The 20,361-nt window shown below is 41.5% G+C and carries 14 protein-coding genes; 7 read left to right on the forward strand and 7 right to left on the reverse strand.

The genetic code is table 11. The features are described 5' to 3' along the window. Positions 1–25 precede the first annotated feature (25 nt). Positions 26–1,633, reverse strand: coding sequence for a DUF6377 domain-containing protein (locus OQX62_RS20095; protein WP_265833430.1), 1,608 nt, complete (start codon positions 1,631–1,633; stop codon positions 26–28). Positions 1,634–2,007: 374 nt separating this feature from the next. Here OQX62_RS20095 and OQX62_RS20100 point away from each other — a divergent pair, with 374 nt between their 5' ends. The 3 genes from OQX62_RS20100 to OQX62_RS20110 all read left to right on the forward strand — a co-directional run bounded on the left by OQX62_RS20100 (position 2,008) and on the right by OQX62_RS20110 (position 8,294). Beyond that, the gene (locus OQX62_RS20100; protein WP_265833431.1) at positions 2,008–3,117 is read left to right on the forward strand and encodes a glycoside hydrolase family 43 protein; all 1,110 of its coding nucleotides are present in this window, start codon (positions 2,008–2,010) and stop codon (positions 3,115–3,117) included. A 169-nt stretch (positions 3,118–3,286) separates the two neighbouring features. Further along, on the forward strand, positions 3,287–6,436 hold the full coding sequence (locus OQX62_RS20105; protein ID WP_265833432.1) for a SusC/RagA family TonB-linked outer membrane protein: 3,150 nt from the start codon (positions 3,287–3,289) through the stop codon (positions 6,434–6,436). Between the two features lie 4 nt (positions 6,437–6,440). Further along, on the forward strand, positions 6,441–8,294 hold the full coding sequence (locus OQX62_RS20110) for a RagB/SusD family nutrient uptake outer membrane protein (protein ID WP_265833433.1): 1,854 nt from the start codon (positions 6,441–6,443) through the stop codon (positions 8,292–8,294). Positions 8,295–8,358: 64 nt separating this feature from the next. On the opposite strand, the gene OQX62_RS20115 is transcribed toward OQX62_RS20110, so the two are convergent. The 3 genes from OQX62_RS20115 to OQX62_RS20125 form a co-directional block, all read right to left on the reverse strand. Beyond that, positions 8,359–10,554, reverse strand: coding sequence for a B12-binding domain-containing radical SAM protein (locus tag OQX62_RS20115; RefSeq protein WP_265833434.1), 2,196 nt, complete (start codon positions 10,552–10,554; stop codon positions 8,359–8,361). 51 nt (positions 10,555–10,605) lie between these two features. Beyond that, complete coding sequence (locus tag OQX62_RS20120) at positions 10,606–12,735, reverse strand: FUSC family protein (protein WP_265833435.1); 2,130 nt, start codon at positions 12,733–12,735, stop codon at positions 10,606–10,608. 64 nt (positions 12,736–12,799) lie between these two features. After that, positions 12,800–13,210 carry a DUF1801 domain-containing protein gene (locus OQX62_RS20125; protein ID WP_265833436.1) on the reverse strand — a complete coding sequence of 137 codons (411 nt, stop codon included), beginning with the start codon at positions 13,208–13,210 and terminating at the stop codon, positions 12,800–12,802. Positions 13,211–13,414: 204 nt separating this feature from the next. On the opposite strand from OQX62_RS20125, the gene OQX62_RS20130 reads away from it, so the two are divergent. Together OQX62_RS20130 and OQX62_RS20135 are read left to right on the forward strand one after the other, a co-directional pair. Further along, complete coding sequence (locus OQX62_RS20130) at positions 13,415–14,257, forward strand: VOC family protein (protein WP_265833437.1); 843 nt, start codon at positions 13,415–13,417, stop codon at positions 14,255–14,257. A 22-nt stretch (positions 14,258–14,279) separates the two neighbouring features. Further along, on the forward strand, positions 14,280–16,187 hold the full coding sequence (locus OQX62_RS20135) for an ATP-dependent DNA helicase (RefSeq protein ID WP_265833438.1): 1,908 nt from the start codon (positions 14,280–14,282) through the stop codon (positions 16,185–16,187). Here OQX62_RS20135 and OQX62_RS20140 read toward each other — a convergent pair. After that, on the reverse strand, positions 16,184–16,726 hold the full coding sequence (locus tag OQX62_RS20140) for a pyridoxamine 5'-phosphate oxidase family protein (protein ID WP_265833439.1): 543 nt from the start codon (positions 16,724–16,726) through the stop codon (positions 16,184–16,186). The two genes, OQX62_RS20135 and OQX62_RS20140, sit on opposite strands and share 4 nt — an antisense overlap. A 69-nt stretch (positions 16,727–16,795) precedes the next feature. Further along, on the reverse strand, positions 16,796–18,682 hold the full coding sequence (locus OQX62_RS20145; RefSeq protein WP_265833440.1) for a gamma-glutamyltransferase family protein: 1,887 nt from the start codon (positions 18,680–18,682) through the stop codon (positions 16,796–16,798). Positions 18,683–18,812: 130 nt separating this feature from the next. Here OQX62_RS20145 and OQX62_RS20150 point away from each other — a divergent pair, with 130 nt between their 5' ends. After that, complete coding sequence (locus OQX62_RS20150; RefSeq protein WP_265833441.1) at positions 18,813–19,394, forward strand: PhnA domain-containing protein; 582 nt, start codon at positions 18,813–18,815, stop codon at positions 19,392–19,394. 98 nt (positions 19,395–19,492) lie between these two features. Here OQX62_RS20150 and OQX62_RS20155 read toward each other — a convergent pair whose 3' ends face one another. After that, entirely contained in the window at positions 19,493–19,837 is a 345-nt protein-coding gene (locus OQX62_RS20155; RefSeq protein ID WP_265833442.1) for a DHCW motif cupin fold protein, read from the reverse strand. Between the two features lie 139 nt (positions 19,838–19,976). On the opposite strand from OQX62_RS20155, the gene OQX62_RS20160 reads away from it, so the two are divergent. Beyond that, positions 19,977–20,354 carry a nuclear transport factor 2 family protein gene (locus OQX62_RS20160; RefSeq protein WP_265833443.1) on the forward strand — a complete coding sequence of 126 codons (378 nt, stop codon included), beginning with the start codon at positions 19,977–19,979 and terminating at the stop codon, positions 20,352–20,354. The last annotated feature ends 7 nt before the right edge of the window (positions 20,355–20,361 follow it).

Here is a 20,361-nt window from a genome sequence, read left to right on the forward strand (position 1 = left end):
ACCATGAAACACACTAACGTCCGCATTAATACTCATCGGTAAATTTGATCTCCATAATTTTTTGCTCAAACTGATCAGGTGTAACCAGGGCCTTGGCCTTGATACGTGCTTTATAGGTATAAACAGTAGTTAAAGAATAATCCAGTATTTTGGCAATCGTCTCTGTATCATTGACGCCTAAACGAATCAGCGCAAAAATACGTAATGAAGCCGTGAGCATTTCTCCCTCTTTCAATGTAATTTGCTCCCCCTCTCTCAGCAACGCATTGAAAGAATCCACAAAATTCGGGAAAAGCGTTAAAAAGACATTATCAAGCGTGTTGTAAAGCTGTGTTTTCTCCTGCTGTATCTGTACGTTACCGAGCACCTGTGTAGCATCGCTATATTTACCTAGTTTGATATTGTGCTGCGCTTTACGTTTTACTTTGTCCAGCGTTTCTATATAGGAGGAACAGGTTTTAAAGAATAAGCCAATCAGTTCTTCTTTTATCCTGGAAGATTCCCACAGTCTATTGTTTACCTGCTCCAGTTCACTATTTTTCCCTACAATGATTTTATCATTAATTTTAATCAGCATAACCTGTTTACGAATAAGCACCAGCTGGAAAAGGAGTACTAATGCTACGAGTATAAAGATGATAATCCCTATCCACAGCATATCTTTCTCATGCTGTTTTTCTTCAATCAGCCGGCTTGCAATAAGCGGTAAGACTGATTCAATCTGTGCTGCACGGTTTCTGGTACCATAAAATGCAGCGTTATTGAGGGCTTCCTGCATACAGATATAGGCATCGTCGTTCTTGTTATTTTTGAATAACTCTTGTCCTAATAAAAATATGGCGAATGTTTCTTTTGTTGCAGAGCGGATATCATTGATAGCGGCAAGGGTTAAAAGCAGGAGCTTATCATCGCCGGCGTAGGCATGGCTGATCCTGGTCGCGCATATGGCAATCTGGTGCTCAGAAAGCTGATGAGACAAAAGGTAATGATAGAAAAAAACTGCAGCGGGCTTCTTTTTTTTCTCAGCTTCGGGTAAAAAAGCAAGGTTAATCGTTTTTTCAAGTTCATCCGGATCAATCATACGTCCGGCATTGTTAAAATCGGCTTGTGCAGCCTTATGATAGCGCTTGGCAAAATAGGCATCATTGTTATAGGCACTTATTTCGGCGTTTAACAATCCACGTAAAGTCAGATAGTCGTAGCGAAATTTTGTGGTCAGGTGTGTAGTATCTATCTCCCCGACTGTTTCAAAAGCCTCTTTATAAAAACCCGATTTAAGCAAAACAGTAGCGAGGCCCATTTGTGCTTTGATCAGATATTTTTTTTCATCTAATTGTCGGGAAAGGTCGATCAATTCGTGCCCCACTGTAATTGCAGAATCGAAACGAAACGAGGAATATTCCTTAAACAAGTCAGATAACAATTGATAACGCATGTCAGTCTGATGTTGATCAACCGCCTGCAACCGGCGTTTTACGGACAGGATGTGTTTTTCTTTATGTTTAATATAGCGGCCTTCTTTTGCCAGCTCCTCTTTCAGTACCTGCCACAAACTGTCAACCTTCACCTTCTGCCCATAAGCTGAAACGATGCTTACAAGCGAAACAATAAACACTAAAATATTTTTTTTCATCCGTTTAAATTGGTCTTCATTTCTGCTGAAGCTGTCATGATTTACCCGCTGTGGTTCCGCAAATCATGCAGGTTTCATCTGGTAATCTATAAGCCTTAATTTGCATCTACCATAAACATACAATAAAATATGCTCCCCCATAAATAGCTGGACGCACAACATTCTACTGAGTCAGTACAGGAGCTTAAAATTTGCAGAAAACGCCATCAAATCTTAGATTTTGCATACTAAATATATTTTCAATATTCAGATAATCAATTATTTACATTTTCACGAGTTTTGATTTTGAATTCGGTATGGTGATGTTTTATATCAGGCACTTTATTGTTAGCTACATTTGATCAACCAATTATAAAACCATTTAGAAAACCTGTATGAAAAACAAATTACTCTTGTTGCTGGTAACTTTGGCACCCCTTTTTTCCCTCGCCTGTCAAAAAGAAACGCAGGACATCACTATCACTCATGTTGATACAAGCGGAAGAAATGTAAAGTACTTTCAAAACCCCATCATAAAGGGCGATCAGGCGGACCCCTTCGTGACGTATAGAGACGGAAATTATTATTTCCTTTCTACAAAAGGAAACCGGATTGCCATCACAAAAACTAATTCCATGTCACAGTTATCTGCTGCTACAGAAAAAACGATATGGACCCCTCCTGTAAATACAGATCACTCCTCAGATTTATGGGCACCAGAATTACATTTTTTTGACGGTAAATGGTACGTCTATTTCGCTGCAGCTCAAACAGGTGTAAATGATAGCAACCGCATGTTCGTATTGGAAAACAATAACCCCGATCCTACTCAGGGAACCTGGATCTTTAAAGGTAAAATAGCCGACCCTGCTAATGATCAATGGGCAATAGATGGTTCTATCCTTGCCGCAGGGGGCAAAAATTACTTTGTTTGGTCTGGCTGGGAAAATGAAACCGAAAAATATAAACAATATATCTACATCGCAGAGATGTCTGATCCATGGACACTGAGCGGGCCCAGGGTAAAAATATCTTCTCCCACCAATGATTGGGAAAAATGGGAACCCGGCTTTCTTGGTGCGGGGGTGAATGAGGCGCCCATTGTACTGCAACGGGATTCAAAAAGCCCGATATTTCTGATTTTTTCCGCAAGCCGCTATAGTAGTGATAACTATTGTCTTGGTCAGATTGAGCTCAAAGCCAATAGCAATCCCGCACTCGCAGGAAGCTGGATCAATAAGAAACAGGCATTTGTAAAGAGTGAGAAAAATGCGGTGTACGGTCCGGGCCACAATGGCTTTTTCACCAGCGCCGGAACGAATGATAAAGGCAATGCAGTAGCTGAATTTTGGTTTATCTACCACGCGCGCAATACGCCAAATGAACCAAACCAGGCAAGAACATCCAGGATGCAAAAACTCAGTTGGAACACCGATGGTTCGCCTAACTTCGGCATTCCCATCAGTATCGGAGTAAATATTCCCTGTCCTATCAGTGAACAATAAGCTATAGCGAAAAGCATTTCCTGTGCTACTGTGCCCTCAAAAGGGCAGGAATGGATAACTATGCGCGATTTTTTGACGATGCGATCTAATAGATGCGATTATAAATACTCAAAAACTTAACATGAAAAATTTCAGCCAACCAATTATTTAAATAGTCAACAAAACAATTATGAGAAAACTTTTATACTACAATAAAGCAGGAACTTCTTTTGGGGTTATCCTTTGTAATGCTTTGTTCATCATCATGATGATATGCAGTATGCCGGCGTTTGCCCATACGGGTAACATAGCGGTATCCACGCCCGGTGCGGTGCCACGAATAATAGCTTTTAAGGATATTGAAGTGCGGGGCACCGTGACCGATACCAGTGGAGTTGGCTTACCAGGCGTTGTTGTATCCGTTAAAGGTCGCAGCGGATTTGGCGCAGTGACGGATGTGAATGGAAGCTATCGGATCACTGTACCCGAAGAAGCCACGCTGGTCTTCAGTATGGTTGGATTCATCAAGCAGGATGTAGCGGTAAACTCGCGCGGATTTATTGCAGTAAAGCTCCGCCAGAACTTTGAGATGCTGGACAATGTGGTGGTGGTAGGATATGGCACGCAGCAAAAAAATAACGTGACCGGAGCGCTCACCTCAGTAACTTCCAAAGAGCTGCTGAGAACGCCAACTGCCAGTCTTACCAACAGCCTGGCCGGCCGGCTCCCTGGTCTGTTAACCATACAGAGCAGCGGTGAACCCGGTGCCGACGGATCAGAACTGTACATACGTGGTTTTGGTACCTATCAGGGTAAGAGTCCCCTGATACTGGTCGACGGAATTGAAAACAGCATTGACGGTATAGATGCGAATGACGTGGAAACCGTAAGTATACTGAAAGATGCTGCTGCTACTGCAGTTTACGGGATGAAAGGTGCCAATGGTGTTGTACTGGTGACTACCAAAAGGGGTAAAACAGGCAAACCTGTTATATCACTCACCATGCAGTCGGCTCAACAGCGGCCTTTTAACATGCCTGAATATCTGGATTCATTTGATGCTTTGACGTTGTTCAGGGAAGCACTTAACAACGACGGTCTCAATGCCAACTTGTACACAGATGCCTATCTCAATAAATTTCGTGATCGCAGCAACCCTACTTATCAGTATCTCTATCCAAATGTGAACTGGACAAAAGAGCTGATTAAACCTTCCTCAATGATGAACCAGGCCAACCTGAATGTGAACGGAGGTTCATCAACGGCCCGGTATTTTGTATCTATGGCGTATCTGAAACAGGATGGCCTATATAAATATGATGATCTGAATGCCTACAATATCAATGCCTCCATGAACAAGTACAATTTCCGCAGCAACATTGATATAGACCTTACACCCATCTTAAAACTGGAGCTCAACCTGTCAGACATTGTCCGCGACAGAAATTATCCAACGGAAACCTCGGGCGCGTTCTGGGCCCAAATACGTAACACTCCCTCCTATTTGTATCCCTTAACTAATCCTGACGGTTCGGTACCCGGACAAAAGGATTCACCGGCCAGTCCTTACGGGCGACTTACACAATTCGGATACGGACGATTTTTCGAGAACACGCTTAGTTCAATTGTGGGCTTTACACTTAAATTACCTTTCGTCACAGAAGGGTTGAGCTTCAGAACGCGTTTCGCTTATGACGCGCAGAACTTTCGTAACATCAGCCGAAAGCGCAATTATTCTACCTACAGGTTCATCACCGATGAAAACGAACCTGATCTGAGCAAAGGCAGATATGAAGAATTAAGTACCGGCGACGGTCTGCTGGGTTTTGAAATCAATGCTAATGGAAGCCGGAAATCTACCTTTGAAAGTTACCTGAATTATGACCACACCTTTGCGCAGAAACATGCAGTCTCCGGCATGCTGAGGTATAACCAGTCACAAAGTTTTCTGGCTACTTCAAACGATGATGGTGCAATAGCTGCCCTGCCTTATAAACAACTGGGTTTAGTAGGAAGGGTTAACTATGCGTACGACAGGCGCTATGTATTGGAATTTGATGCCGGATATAATGGTTCCGAAAACTTTATGGCAGGCAGGCGTATGGGTTTCTTCCCTGCAGCTTCCGCGGGTTGGGTGATATCTAACGAAGCGTTCCTGAAAAATTCAAAGTTTGTAAATCTGTTAAAACTGAGAGGATCATACGGCATAGTGGGCGTAGATAACAGTGCAGGCCGTTTTGCTTACCTCAGTACCTGGCAAACAGGAAACGGCAGTGGCTACCGTTTTGGTTTGGCCGCCGACGGTGATGGTTATGCTGGTGCACAGGAAAGTGCTACGGGAAATTCGTTCCTTACCTGGGAGAAATCAAAAAAAACCAACATCGGATTGGACCTGGAATTATTTAAAAGCGAGATTGCTTTTACAGCTGATGTATTTAGTGAAAAACGCTCGCAGATTCTGACAACAGCTACCATCATCCCTGATGTAACTGGGGTGCAGAACTTGCCGGCCATAAACGCGGGGATTGTAGATAATAAAGGTTTTGAGGGCGAACTCACCTGGCGCAAACGTAGTGGAAACCATAACCTGATGATCAGGGGATCGTATTCTTATGCTACAAACCGGATCCAGTATGCCGCAGAACCTGTATTCAATCTGGCCTATCGTGCAAGAAAGGGAACCCAGATCAATGAAGCATATGGTCTTACTGCACTCGGTTTATTTAAAGACGATGCAGATATTGCGGCAAGCCCGATCCAGCAATTTGGCGCAGTACGACCGGGAGATATTAAATATTTTGACCGTAATGGCGATGGCGTGATCAATAGTCAGGATGAAGGATATCTGGGAAAAGTCACCACTCCGAAATCTATTATCGGTTTAACCATTTCCTATACCTATAAGAATTTTGATCTTAATGTGCTCTTTCAGGGCGCCACTGGTGGCAAACTATGGTTAACTGGTACTTCAGCATGGGCTTTCTCCAGTAACAGCTCTGTGCTGGCTGATTATATGGAGGGACGCTGGACTACCGAAAATCCCGATCCTAATGCAGTATGGCCAAGGTTATCTTCATCTAACAATGTGAATAACAATCAAAACTCAACGTTCTGGCTCAGGTCATCCGATTATATCCGGTTGAAGAACGCAGAGATTGGCTACACACTACCTAAAACCTGGATCAGAAAGATTGGCATGACCAATATCCGGACTTTCGTCACCGCCTCGAATCTCTACACCTGGACTAAAATGAAAATTTTCGATCCTGAAAGAACGAATGGATTTGGCGACTATCCGCAAATGCGTGTTATAAATTTTGGATTAAATGCTTCACTGTAATAAAATGAAAAATATATATAAACTGCTGTTGGCAGTACTCCTGATCAGCAGCACATCCTGCAAGAAATACCTGGATGTTGTACCCGCAGAATATTCAAGTGAAGATGATGTTTATAAAAATATCAACCTCACTGAGCAGGCCCTCGCACGTTTATACAACGCGATGCCGAACGAACTGACCTCGCCATTGACCGCTGCCACAGATGAAACCTACCATCATTGGTTTGACAATGGCGAAGCAATTGATGCCTACAAATACAACCTGGGCAGCTGGAGCACAAATGACAATCCCTACGGAAACTGGTCGGGCAGATACCAGGACATCAGGCGGGCCAATATTTTTATCAATCGTATAGACAATGTACCGGTACCGTTAGACCGCGAAAGTTATTATACGATCTGGAAGCCACGTTACAAAGGAGAAGCCCGCTTTTTACGTGCATTTTTCTACTTTGAACTTTTTAAACGCTACGGGGCGGTACCTTTGATCACCAGTGCCAATGATGTAAATCCAGACAATCTGGAAGACACCCAGGTTGCCCGGAATTCAGTTGATGAGGTGGTGAACTTTATCGCTACAGAATGTGATGAAATAGCAAATACTTTGCCCTTAACACAAGAAGATGCGCAAACCGGACGAATCACCAAAGGTGCAGCACTAGCACTAAAGGCACGTACACTACTATATGCTGCTAGCCCTTTATTTAATGGAAACCCTTTGTATGCCGGTGTACAGAACAAAGATGGTAAAGGACTTTTCAGCCGTGCTTATGACAAGGAAAAATGGAAAAGAGCTGCCGATGCTGCAAAGGCGGTGATAGACATGGGAATTTACAGGCTATACAGTCCCTTTCCCGACAATCCCGTACAGAATTATGCCGCTCAGTTCTATACCCGTGATTATACAGAAACCATCATGCCAAGGATAATTGGTAACTCCACAGATATAGATGGCAATTACCTGCCTAATGGCTCTCCATTTAAAGGGAACGGGAAACTGACTCCCCTGCAGCAGTTTGTAGATGCTTATGAAATGAAGAACGGTTATCCGATAAACACTCAGGGCTCGGGCTATACCAATAGCGGCGTCTGGAATGGACAATTATGGGATGGACTGAAGTTTCAAAACGTCAGCAATATCTCGAATATGTATAAAGACCGCGATCCCCGCTTTTATGCCAGTGTATTTTTCCAGTACGATGTTTGGCGCTTGGATGCAACCAAAAGACCTGTACGACTGGCCTGGTTTGGTGCAGGCAATGGAATAACCGATGGCTGGGCCACAGGAAAGCCGGGAACCAATCCATGGGGCTATAACGTCCGTAAGTTTTTAGCACCTGGATATGACCGGAACGCAAATTCGGGCACGGGTACACGCAACTTCCCCATCTTTCGCCTGGCCGAAATGTATTTGAGTTATGCTGAAGCGATGAATGAGTACCTGGAAGCGCCGGATCAATCAGTTTATCAATATCTTAATATGGTAAGAAGCCGTGTTTCAATGCCTCGCCTGCCAATTTTACCTGATGACAATACGAAAGCCGGAATGCGCAGTCGTATTCAAAATGAGCGCCGGGTGGAGCTGGCATTTGAAAGTCACCGCTTTTGGGATGTGAGGAGATGGCTGATTGCAAAAACCGTGGATAATGTACCGGCCCTTGGTCTTAATGCCCGCCCTTCTGCAGCAGAACTTGCAAATACTGGTCTGGATGTATCTTCAGAGGCTGCGGGTGTAGCAGTTTTCTACAAAACGGTAACGCTGCAAAACCGGGTATTTACAGACAAACATTACCTGATGCCTATTCCGCAATCTGAGATAGATAAAGATCCGAACCTGGTACAAAATTACGCCTGGTAAATTTTCCGGAATACAACAAAGCCCTGCAGATCGATCTGCAGGGCTTTGTTGTTGAATAAAATGGCTACAAAACCAATAACCCGAAGTCCCTCAAATCATAAATAGGTTGTGAATACCATAAAAGCTCAAAGTGCTCCATCGTCGTCTCAAAATCAGCTTTAAGCTCCTGAAAAGTATAAACTTTTCCCTGGGAAACCGATATCTTCTGCAAAATTGTGCTTAACCATTCCCCCTCACTTTTGTTTAGCTGAACAGTGAAAGTCTCTTTTTTATCATAGAAAGTCAGCAGCATCATTTCCAAAGGCTTACCCTTCTTATATTTGGAAAAACTCTCCATATCAGGCTTCCCTCCCAGCCAAACTATCTTAGCTGCTGGCTTAGTATTAAACTTGCTTTCTTCCCTTAACGCTTTCTCAATAAAATCCGAAGGAACCGTCACTTTTGGAATTTTAAAATCAAACCAATCCTGTAATTTGTAATCTAAACAAATGCCGTGCATGAAATTAAAAAGTGACTTCTTTAAGCCGAAGCTAAATTTATCATGATCTATTCCTGTTTTGTCAATATAGTTGATATCATTATTGGCAAAACGCCCTATAGTTTCAGTCTCTTTTACTACTCCAAATCTTTCCGGATACATACCGACAGGGCTATGTGCGGTCATTGCAAACTGATGCCAGAAGCCAGATTGTAAAACACCTGCTGCAAACAATTGTCGAACCATTTCCAGACTGTCTACCGTCTCCTGAATGGTCTGCGTGGGATAACCATACATCAAATAAGCATGCACCAGTATTCCTGCTTCCGTAAAGTTTCGGGTAACCTGAGCGACCTGTTCAACCGATACACCTTTATCAATTAGCTGCAACAACCTGTCGGAAGCTACTTCTAAGCCGCCTGATATGGCTATACAGCCTGAGGCCTTCAGTAAAAGACATAAATTTCCGGTAAAGCTCTTCTCAAATCGTACGTTAGTCCACCAGCTGACTGTAATATTCCTTCTTAAAATTTCCAGGGCAACTTCCCTCATCAGGGCTGGTGGGGCAGCCTCATCTACGAAGTGAAATCCATTCTGACCTGTTTTTTCAATCAGTTCTTCGATCCGGTCTACAATTAATTTAGCCGCGACCGGTTCATAAACCTTAATGTAATCCAAAGAAATATCACAGAAAGTGCATTTACCCCAATAACATCCATGTGCCATTGTCAATTTGTTCCAGCGACCATCACTCCACATGCGGTGCATCGGATTTACGATTTCTATAACTGAAATATATTTATCCAGTTCCAGATCACTATAATCTGGTGTACCGACTTCAGCCTGTTTGTAATCCCTTCTCAGGGTATCATTTTTATAAGTAACAATTCCATTTTCCAATAAAAAGGTTCTCTTATACAAATTCAGCTCCCCGGCGTTTATGATTGAATTATAGATCAGCTCAACGGGTAATTCCCCGTCATCTAATGAAATAAAGTCAAAAAATTCAAATACCCTTTCATCAGAAAGAGAACGTAACTCTGTATTGGCAAAACCGCCGCCCATTGATATTTTAATCTCAGGATAATTTATTTTCACATACTGCGCACATCGGAATGCTGCATATAAATTTCCCGGAAAAGGAACAGATATTAAGAAAAGCTTAGGTTGAACAACGGAGATCTTTTCTTCCAGAATTTCCATCAGGATTTTATCCATATAGGTATACTCCTGATTTAAAGCTCCATAAAGCTCATCAAAAGAATTTGCGCTTCTGCCTAACCTTTCGGCATAACGACTAAAACCGAAATTCTGGTCAATACATTCAATAATAAAATCCGAAATATCCTCGAGGTACAAAGTCGCCAAATGTTTACCCTTATCCTGCGTTCCCATTGTACCAAAGGCCCAGTCCAATTCATCCAACTGCGTAAATCTGGAAGCTTCAGGTAAATAATCTTCCTGGCAAATCTGCAATGCCAGGGTTGGGTTTTTGCCTTGCAAAAAAGCAATAACAGCATCTATCGTCTTAATATATTCGTTTTTCAATGCAAAAATTCGCTTCGCATTTAAGCTTTTTGGCTGGCCCAGCTCCTCTGCGTAAAGAAATAGATCGGCCAAACCTTTTTTAGAAAACAACGCTAAAATCACTTCAATACCTAAATCTGCCTGAGTGGAGGAGATATTCTTGGTGTTCAAAAAACCTTTAATATATGCAGTTGCAGGATACGGGGTATTCAGTTGAGTAAAAGGTGGCGTAATGAGGAAAAGATCAGTTCTCAAAATGGTGTCTTATTTGTATGCAAAAATATCCATAATTATAGAGAGATCAATTTATTTGCAACAACTATATTGATAAACTTGCTGCCTGATTGCTTCTGCAATCCTCAGAATCTGCTGCACTTTATGCTGTTCCACATGGTCTGGATGGTTAAGATCAAGCTGATTGTATGAAATAGCAGGTACTGTAGCCTTACTTTCATTTGTACTGTCATCGACAATCATTAATGTCTCTTTCAGTATCTCCATCGCACGATTGAGCTGCTGAGTTACCTCAACCAATTGCACATTGGAGAAAGGAAAGAAAGAGGCTATGGTAGAAGATAACTGATGACTCAACACTTCAAATTCGTAAAGATGTTTTACCTGACTTTGCGCGCGTTTAGGCTCCAGCAACATGTTTTGTATCCCTGAAGAAAGGATGGTTAGTTTTGTATAAACCTCTTTTCTGGCCAGCTTAAATGAAGTGATGTCGGATGGAATACCGGCAGTCTGGTCATGTAGCTTTTTCAGGTAACTCAAGTTAGCCCGCACTACATCCCCGATATACATGCTATGTTTCCTGATCTCCCAGGATGGGAACAAATAGGAAGCGCCGAAAGCTATTGCACATCCTAAAAGGGTATCTACAACTCTTTCCAGCACAATGGACTGATTGCCGGTATATATATTTAAACAGATAATGATCATAGGTGTTAATGACACAATGCTTAACATATAATTGATGCGCAGATAGGCAAAGTATCCCAATAAAAATAAGCCGGCCAGCATCAGTTTTACTGTTATATTCCCAATCAGTAACAACAAAATCATACCTATTGCTACGCCAAGCAAACTGCCTTTTAATCGCTGTAAATTTCTTTTATTAGTAAGTCCGAAACCGGGTTTAATAACTACAATAACGGTTAACAAAATCCAGTAACTGTAATAACCTACAGGCAGTAAAGTAAAGCTGAAGGCAACCAGACAGGCTGCTGATAACCTGCATGCGAATCTGAATACGGGCGACCGGAAGTTGAGCTGTGTTTTGAGCACAGAGAAAGTAATGAGTTCAGCTGAAATAAAAAACTGATAAGCGGGTAAATCTGCAGGAAAATCTATCTGATCGAATTTAAATGTAAGTGTGGTACTGATCTTCCTCAGCAAGGTATAAATCTCATCGATATTGATCTCCAGTTTATTTAAAATACGGGTGTTATTATCGGTTGCGCTCAGCTTCGCAATCTGCTGTTTTACAAACTGTATATCCGCAGCACTTGTATCTATAGATTTTATTTTAGATTTACCATATAAAGCGTTTCCTATCAATTGCAGGTCATTTGCCAGACAGCCAATTACTCGTGTAACAGCATCGAGCAGTCCGGTATCTTTCAGACTTTCTCTTAGTAGCTCATAATCATACTGTATAGCACCGATACGTTCATATAAATCAATAACCTGCGTTAGGGCCAATAGATACCTTTGCCCCTGCTCATGCCCGTTGCGCATCAACGACTTATTTCTGAGCAACAGATCTCTTACCTGCTCCTGCTTGTCGTGTACTTTGTTGTGGAGTTTAATCAGTTGCAGATAATTTTGTTGCAGATTGCTTCCCGCATCATAAAATGCAGCTTTAGCTCGTAAGAAATCAGAAGTCGAGATAATACATTCTCCCAGAGCATGTTTCACAGAACTTAAAGGCCATAGGCTTGTTTGCACGAGGCTGACCAGATAATAAAACACGCCACCTGCGACGATGTAAAGGCTGAATGACAATGGATCTACTGGTCTTAATCCCTGCACAAAGGTCATCAGTATCAATGCCATTGTACCTAATAACGACCATCGCTTTCCAAATGCAGTAAACAAACCAAAAATCATACAGAACACCAAAATCAGCATTCCTGACAGCATCACCTTTTTGATTAATAATGCCGTAATGATAGCAATGAAAAAAAACAGGCACAAACTGCTCACGGACATCAGAACTTTATCGCCGAGCGTACCGGGAGAATCTGTAAGGCTCACTAAAAGTGCACCTACACCCACAGTAATTGCAATATGCGGATCTGTAAAGTAATATAGCGCGGCAAAAGGGACGATAATACTTAAAGTAGTGCGGAGGGCATCGGAGAAATACTCATTTTTTATAATTTGAAGCACTACTTTAAAAAAAACCTGTAAATATCCCGGCACTCTTTGCATAAGGTTTTGTGTAAATCAACTGCGAAGATAAGGATTCACACCTGTAAATTGCAGGCATCGTTTTTCATTTGTTTACCAGGCTGAGCCATTGCCTGATTACTTTTTTCAAATCCTCAGCTTTTGCGTGAACATCATCCAGATCTTTAAAAGTTGCAATTCTCCTGCCGTCGGTATAATTTCCTTGGAGCAAGCCGGTCGTATCCTCAACCTTAGCTCCTGTGGGAAACACGATGAGGATATTTGCTTTGCGCACATGTATAACCGCAATATCTCTGCTATATTCTTTGGGATTAAATGGTTGCATTGGCCCGTTATAATAAAATGCCGGAGAATTCCATTTAACATGTTCGCTGATATGCTCATCTGCAGAAAGAATGACTTCTCTTAAAGAGGTGATGATTTCCATAAAATCCGGCGACAGATTTTTTATAAGTTCAGTAACTAAATCCTGGTCTGCTATCTTTTCTCTGCTCATCTGTTTGAATGTTAAGGTGTGATAAAAATAGAATAGTTAATTAGATAAATGGAGTGTATTCGTGACAAATAAAATTGGCAAACACGACATCTTTCCAGCATTTGCTTCGCCTAAACATTTTAATGATTTTTTATAAAAAAACAATAATTTGTATATTCACCTTACCATTTATAAACAACAATATTAAACATAATTCAAACCTGTATGCATCATACGATCTATCCATGTCTCACGCTTAAGGGTAAAGTTACCGAGGCGGCAGATTTTTACATCAGCACATTTGGCGACGGAAGAATTACTCAAACTTCACCATATGTAATCCAAATTGAATTGAGCGGACAAAAATTTATGCTCCTTAATGAAGGACCGAGTTCCTCTCCCAATATCGCTATTTCATTTATGGTGATTAGTGAAACAGTAGAAGAAACGGAACTATACTGGAATAAACTCATTGAGGATGGCAAAATCATGATGCCATTAGACAGTTATGATTGGAGCAGCAGGTATGGATGGGTAGAAGACAAATATGGTGTGTCGTGGCAAATCATTACAGGTAGTCGGGCAGATACGCCGCAAAAGTTCTGCCCTACTTTAATGTTTACGGGCGTAAATGTTGGTAAAGCGGAAGATGCAATAGATTTTTATACCGGATTATTCCCAAAATCCAGCGTCGTAGGGAAATTAAGATACAATGAAGGAGAAGGTGACAGCCCTGAATTTATTAAACATGCACAATTCAAGATTTATGATTTCATTATGATGGCTATGGATAGTTCCGCAGCACACAATTCCAGTTTCAACGACGCAGTTTCGCTGGTTGTAGAATGTGAGTCACAGGATGAGATAGATCGTTATTGGGATACGCTGACCTCCGCTGGAGGAAAAGAAGTGGCTTGTGGATGGCTGGTGGATAAATTTGGTATCAGCTGGCAGATTATACCGAAATCACTGACTCAGCTGATAAAAGATCCGGCAAGGGCGCAGCGGGTAATGGAAGCACTAATGAAAATGAAAAAATTAATTATCAAGGACCTGGAAAGCGCTTAAAAAAAACGGTTAAATTTGCATCATGACTAACGGTGCCCCTGCTCATTCAATTTTCGACAAAATCTTATCCTTTATAGACTTTACCAACCAGAATATTTTTCTTACCGGAAAGGCTGGAACGGGAAAGACAACACTGCTCAAAAGAATTAAAGAAGAGTCTTCAAAAAAGATGGTAGTGGTAGCTCCTACCGGGGTTGCGGCTATGAATGCAAAAGGCACAACCATTAATTCCTTTTTCCAGTTACCTACCGGTTCCTTTTTTCCTGGAGATATCAGTCTTGAAAATCTGCAGTCTGGTATAGTATCTATACAATCCCTGGTGTCAGATTTAAGTTATAGCAAGGAAAAACAGAACCTGCTGAATGAGCTGGAGCTGCTGATTATTGATGAGATATCAATGGTACGGTGTGACTTACTTGATGTAATTGACGCTATATTCCGTTCAGTAAGGAAAAACAGCAGCCCCTTCGGAGGCGTGCAATTACTGCTGATTGGAGATTTATTTCAGCTGCCTCCGGTTACGAAAAGAGAAGAATGGACTTTTTTAAGCAGAGCCTATGCTTCTCCTTACTTTTTTGAAGCCTATGTGATCCGCAGGAATCCCGTGTTACAAATTGAGCTGACAACGGTATTCCGTCAAACAGAACCAGAATTTATAGATATCCTGAATAGCATCAGAAACAATCAGATCAGTGATAGCAGCCTCACTTTATTAAACAAAAGATATGATCCGCTATTTAGTTCATCTGATGAGCTAAACCCTATTATCATTACTTCCCATAATGCGGAAGCAAATACGATTAACAAAGGGAAACTGGATGAATTACCGGGTACTGAATATACTTTTGACGGCGAAATCAGCGGAGAGTTCAGAGAAGCTGGTGTACAGGCAGAGCAAAGTCTTAAACTGAAAGAAGGTGCTCAAATTATGTTCATCAAGAATGATAGCGGAGAAAACCGGAAATTCTACAATGGGAAGATCGGTAAGATCAAGTCGATAAAAGATGGTCAGATATACATATCATTCCCGCAGGAAGAAGACCTGTTGCTGGAAAAATCTTCTTGGCAATCTTTTGAATATAAAACAAATCCGGAAGAAGTGATCGTGCAGCAGCAGGTGGGAGAGTTTTCACAATATCCAGTTAAGCTGGCCTGGGCAGTAACCATACATAAAAGTCAGGGTCTAACGTTTGACACAGCAATCATTGACGCCGGAAAATCATTTATTGCCGGACAGGTTTATGTTGCTCTGAGTCGCGTAAGAACACTGAACGGGTTGATCTTAAAATCAAAAATCAGCACAGAAAGCCTGAGATCAAATACGGAAGTAATTAGTTATATGAAACCTGCAGATGAGGCCGAGCTGGATCAGATCTTAGTTACTGAACAGGAAAAGTTCATCTTACAATTAGTACTTGATCATTTCGCTTTCAACAGGTTGCTTTCAGGACTGGACAGCATTGTAACCTATCCTGAAATTGTTAAAGCTAATCTTCCAGAGTTTAAATCGTTATTTGCGCAGTTTAACAAAGCGGTGAACGACCTGATAACGCTATCTGACCGTTTTCAGAATCAGGTAAAAAATCTGCATAAACAAACCGGCTTTAAAGATCAGGCCGCATTGCAGGCCCGGATAGAGTCTGCCCGCGATTATTTTAAAAAAGAAATTACTGTATTACTGATCAATCCCCTGAATAAAAACATTCGTGTAAAACCCAAAAACAAAGTTCAGCAACAGATACAGCACCTGTTTCAAAAATACAGGCAAGTGATAGAACACAGAATTTATCTGATGGAGTTTGCTTCTGGATTACTAAAAGAAGCTGTAAGACCTCAGGATTATACAGCATGGATCAATAAGCATAAATTGCAGGTAAAGCCTGCTAAGTCTTCGGAGACTCAGCAGACAGTAAATTTGCAATTATTTTAAACGGCAGGATTGATTTTGCCTTCAATGGAATCATCCAGTGTTTTGCCTATTGCGGCGCCCACCATCATCTTAATTCCTGCGACGAGGTTACCATGTTTATTATCCCAGTAATAACCTTCTGAGGGAGTAATTTTCAATAAGGCGATCCTTGGATCATCCTCCCCTTCAGTGAACCAGGTTTTCAGAATTGGATTCCATAATTCCTTGATCTTAGCTTTATCGTCTACGACAGCCGCTGCTGCAGTCAGGTACAAATAGTCGGAATGTTTGGAGCCCTGGAAATACAGTTGCACATTAGGATCTGCAGTAACTTCCTCATAAGTATGGCTGTCATTCGCTAACAGCACCCAAAGGAATCCGGCCTCATCCACTTCCTGAATACTCATCGGCCTCACCCCTTTTGAGGGTCCCGTACCGTCTTCAGTACAGAAAAAACACGTGTCTGATTGTGCTATTAATTCTTTAATCTTTTTCAGCGCATCTTCTCTGTTTAAATCTTCATGATTGTCTTCTGGCTGATTGTTGTTAATGCTGTTCATAGGTATATGATTTATATTTCCACAAAAACAGCCGAAGTCATAAAAGGTTCTGAATATTTATCCGAAGTGCTACCAGCCTATTCCATAATCCTCACCATGGTTACTGGATCCACCCCACAGACTATTGTGTTTCCAGTCGAAATAGATGGCATTGATAGGGCCACTTGTCCGGTCACCAAAACTTAGCGTATACCCCAACTTTTTAAGCTCCTCACGCGTATTTTCCGATGTATTACTGTTCAGCAGGATTTGTCCTGGTTTAGGCTTACGATCGTCTGTTTTAGTCCCGCCCAATGAGAGCCATAACTGATTCGTGTTGAAATTTGCAGCTTCTGCAGATTGCTGCACATTCATTCCAAATTCAGTCATATTAAGAAAAAATTGCAAAAGGTTCTGATCTTGTGTATCACCTCCCTGTACCGCTGAAGCTACAAATGGCTTACCATCTTTTAATGCCAGAGATGGGGATAAGGTTACCCTTGGTCTTTTTCCCGGCGCTACCAAGTTAAATGGATTAATAGCAGAATCTAATACGAAACTTTGCATACGCTGACTCATCCCGACACCTGTATGACCAGCAATACAAGCTGGTAGCCAGCCACCGCTGGGTGTAATAGAAACTACCCATCCTTCCTTATCCGCTGCTTCTACAGACGTAGTGCCGCGCCAGAGTCTGTCCTGATAAAGCTCAGCCGGAGATGTATTGTAACCTAAATCATGTTTAGGTGCAAAGTTCCTTTTACTCGTGTCCAGTTCAAAGCCTCTTGTTTTTAACAGATCGGTGTAGGGGTTTTTCTTCCCCTCAAAAGGATAGGGATTACCGGGCCCGATATCGGGATTATTTCTGTCATATTTAATCAGCTTTGCGCGCTGTTTCGCATAATCTTTGCTCAACAGCCCTTTCATGGGCTCTAAAGGCGCAAAATATGGATCACCATAATAAAAATCACGGTCAGCAAAAGCAAGGTTCATGGCCTGATAAACCGTATGAATATATTTAGGACTATTATAGCCCATGCTTTTCAGGTCAAAGTTCTCCAGGATATTCAGCGCCTGTAATAACACCGGACCTTGTGTCCATTGCTGCATTTTGTAAACATCAATACCTTTATAATTGACCATCAAGGGTTCTTCTTCCAGAGGCTTCCAGTTAGCCAGGTCCTGCATGGTAATTAGTCCGCCTTGTTCCTGACAACCACGTACAAATTCTTTAGCGATATCTCCTTTATAAAAACGATCATATGCGGCCATTAAGGCCTGCTTACGATTCTTTCCTGACTTTAATGCAATTGTTTCTGCCTCCACCATTTTGGTTAATGTCTCCAGCAAATCTTTTTGTACAAAGATCTCTCCTGCTTCGGGCGCCTCTCTCTTCTCACCAGGATGTGTAAAAAAGACTTTTTTGCTATATGGCCATTGGTTAATCTGGGTCTTACCACGCTCCATACTATTAGCGGCCTGCGCTTCGATAGGATATCCGGCTGCCAGCTCCATAGCAGGCGCCAGCACTTGTCCCAGACTCATCGTACCATAATTAATCAGCATATAGATTAATCCGCCGGGTGTGCCTGGAGTGGTAGCTGCTAAGGGACCATATTCAGGAGGAAAATTATATCCTTTCTTTTTAAAGAAGTCAGCCGTTGCCCCTGTTGGTGCAACGCCCATCGCATTGATGGCAATTACTTTTTTTGTTGTAGGATTATAGATCAGTACCTGCGTTTCTCCACCCCAGCTCAGGGTATCCCACATAGTACAGGTTGCAGCCAGCATTGCACATGCTGCGTCTACAGCATTTCCCCCTTTTTGGAAGGTCATTGCCCCGGCTGTAGCTGCCAGTGGTTTACCAGTAATGGCCATCCAGTTTCGCCCATGCAGTACGGGTTTTTGTGTTTGTTGTGCCGATAAGGGGAATATGGGTGACGTAAAAAGCAGAAAGGCAGATATTAAATACTTCATAAAAATCTATAAGCTTCTAATTTAGTCAAATAAAGTAGGCAAAAACAAGTATTTGTGTAAACTCTTCCTCTTTCCGCTACCTAAACCAATTGTAAAATAATTATCTTCGCGAATTATTAAAAAATTAGATATGAAACTCGAAGAACAACTGCTAGCAAGGAGCGGAAACAAATGTGAATTAAGTCAGGCAGAAGGACCTCTGGTAATGTATGCCGTACCTCCCCAGTCAGCAAAAACCGAGGAAAATTGTATCATGATCAGTGAAGCTTGTCTTGCGCAAATTGAAAAAAGAGAAGAACTGGACAAAAATATGTGGCGTTGTCTTTCTACAAGTATGTGGAGCGATGTACCTGCAGTACAGGTAGTTTCGTGGAGAATGCTGAACCGACTGAGCAGTGAAGGATGGGCAATGGATAACCTGGATATGATGTATCTGGATGATGAAACACTTACCTGGGCCAAAGCTGCCGGAGAAGATGAAGAAGAAGCAATCGTAGAAATACACAAGGACTGCAACGGAAACTTACTGCAGACAGGTGATACGGTTGTAATTACAAAGACATTGGATGTAAAAGGGTCATCTATCAGTGCGAAGTTGGGTACTGTGGTGAAAAATATTCGTTTAGTAGAAGATAATTCGGATCAGATAGAGGGGAGAGTTGAAGGACAACTGATCGTGATCCTCACTAAATATGTTAGAAAAGGCGGATAATACATCTTTAAGAATATCCCGTAAACCATAATGCCCCTAATATGGAAAACCCTCAAAATTTTGACAAATTTAGGGGCATTTTTATTGACTAAAAATACCTATTTCAAAAAATCACCATCTATAATCATCAGTTTTACTCCTTCTTTAGTAACTGATCGATGTGAGCTCAAATCATCAGACACGATATAAGTCATTCCCGCAGTAAGCACAAAACATTCCCTGTCCTGGAGTTCCGAAATAAATTCCCCTTCCAGACAATGTACAATATGACCTTTCTGACACCAGTGATCGGCAATATATCCTGCAGAATATTCGACTATTCTTATTCTTAGCCCTTTGTATTGTTTGGTTCGCCAGTAGGCAATTCCAGTCTCCCCCAGATGTTCAGTTTTGGGAATTAATGACCAGTCTATGCTTTGAAACGGTATATTACTGTGACTCATGGATTAAAGATAGAAGAAATAAACATAAATTATTATATTAGTAGTTTAACGCCTAAATAAAATAGCGATGAAACAGCTTACAATCATTTTGTTATTAAGCCTTGTAATACTGTCCTGCACTAATCAGACACCTAAAAATATGGAAACAAGTAATAACGAAAAAGTGGTGAAGCAATATTTCACCTACTTTAATCATCATCAATGGGAAAAGATGGCCGGAATGTATATGGAGAATGCTGATTTTAAAGATCCTTCATTGGGAACGCGAATGGTCCAACAGACAAGATCCCAGATCATTAAAAAATACACCGAACTGAATCAAGTTTTTCCGGATATTAATGACAGGATTGTAAGCATTTACCCTTCTGGTGAGAAAAATATTATAGTAGAATTTATTTCGACCGGAACCGCTCCTGATCATTCCAAATTTGAATTACCGATTTGTACAATTTTCACTATAGAAAATGGACTAATTACAAAAGACTTTAGCTATTTTGACAATTTTGAAGAAAATTAAGAGGATT

This window comes from Pedobacter sp. MR2016-24 (assembly GCF_026239655.1).
Taxonomy (GTDB): domain Bacteria; phylum Bacteroidota; class Bacteroidia; order Sphingobacteriales; family Sphingobacteriaceae; genus Pedobacter.

Coding starts and splice junctions, on each gene's coding strand:
- OQX62_RS20095 (WP_265833430.1), bottom strand. CDS start 1,633: ATGAAAAAAAATATTTTAGTGTTTATTGTTTCGCTTGTAAGCATCGTT.
- OQX62_RS20100 (WP_265833431.1), top strand. CDS start 2,008: ATGAAAAACAAATTACTCTTGTTGCTGGTAACTTTGGCACCCCTTTTT.
- OQX62_RS20105 (WP_265833432.1), top strand. CDS start 3,287: ATGAGAAAACTTTTATACTACAATAAAGCAGGAACTTCTTTTGGGGTT.
- OQX62_RS20110 (WP_265833433.1), top strand. CDS start 6,441: ATGAAAAATATATATAAACTGCTGTTGGCAGTACTCCTGATCAGCAGC.
- OQX62_RS20120 (WP_265833435.1), bottom strand. CDS start 12,735: ATGCAAAGAGTGCCGGGATATTTACAGGTTTTTTTTAAAGTAGTGCTT.
- OQX62_RS20125 (WP_265833436.1), bottom strand. CDS start 13,210: ATGAGCAGAGAAAAGATAGCAGACCAGGATTTAGTTACTGAACTTATA.
- OQX62_RS20130 (WP_265833437.1), top strand. CDS start 13,415: ATGCATCATACGATCTATCCATGTCTCACGCTTAAGGGTAAAGTTACC.
- OQX62_RS20135 (WP_265833438.1), top strand. CDS start 14,280: ATGACTAACGGTGCCCCTGCTCATTCAATTTTCGACAAAATCTTATCC.
- OQX62_RS20140 (WP_265833439.1), bottom strand. CDS start 16,726: ATGAACAGCATTAACAACAATCAGCCAGAAGACAATCATGAAGATTTA.
- OQX62_RS20145 (WP_265833440.1), bottom strand. CDS start 18,682: ATGAAGTATTTAATATCTGCCTTTCTGCTTTTTACGTCACCCATATTC.
- OQX62_RS20150 (WP_265833441.1), top strand. CDS start 18,813: ATGAAACTCGAAGAACAACTGCTAGCAAGGAGCGGAAACAAATGTGAA.
- OQX62_RS20155 (WP_265833442.1), bottom strand. CDS start 19,837: ATGAGTCACAGTAATATACCGTTTCAAAGCATAGACTGGTCATTAATT.
- OQX62_RS20160 (WP_265833443.1), top strand. CDS start 19,977: ATGGAAACAAGTAATAACGAAAAAGTGGTGAAGCAATATTTCACCTAC.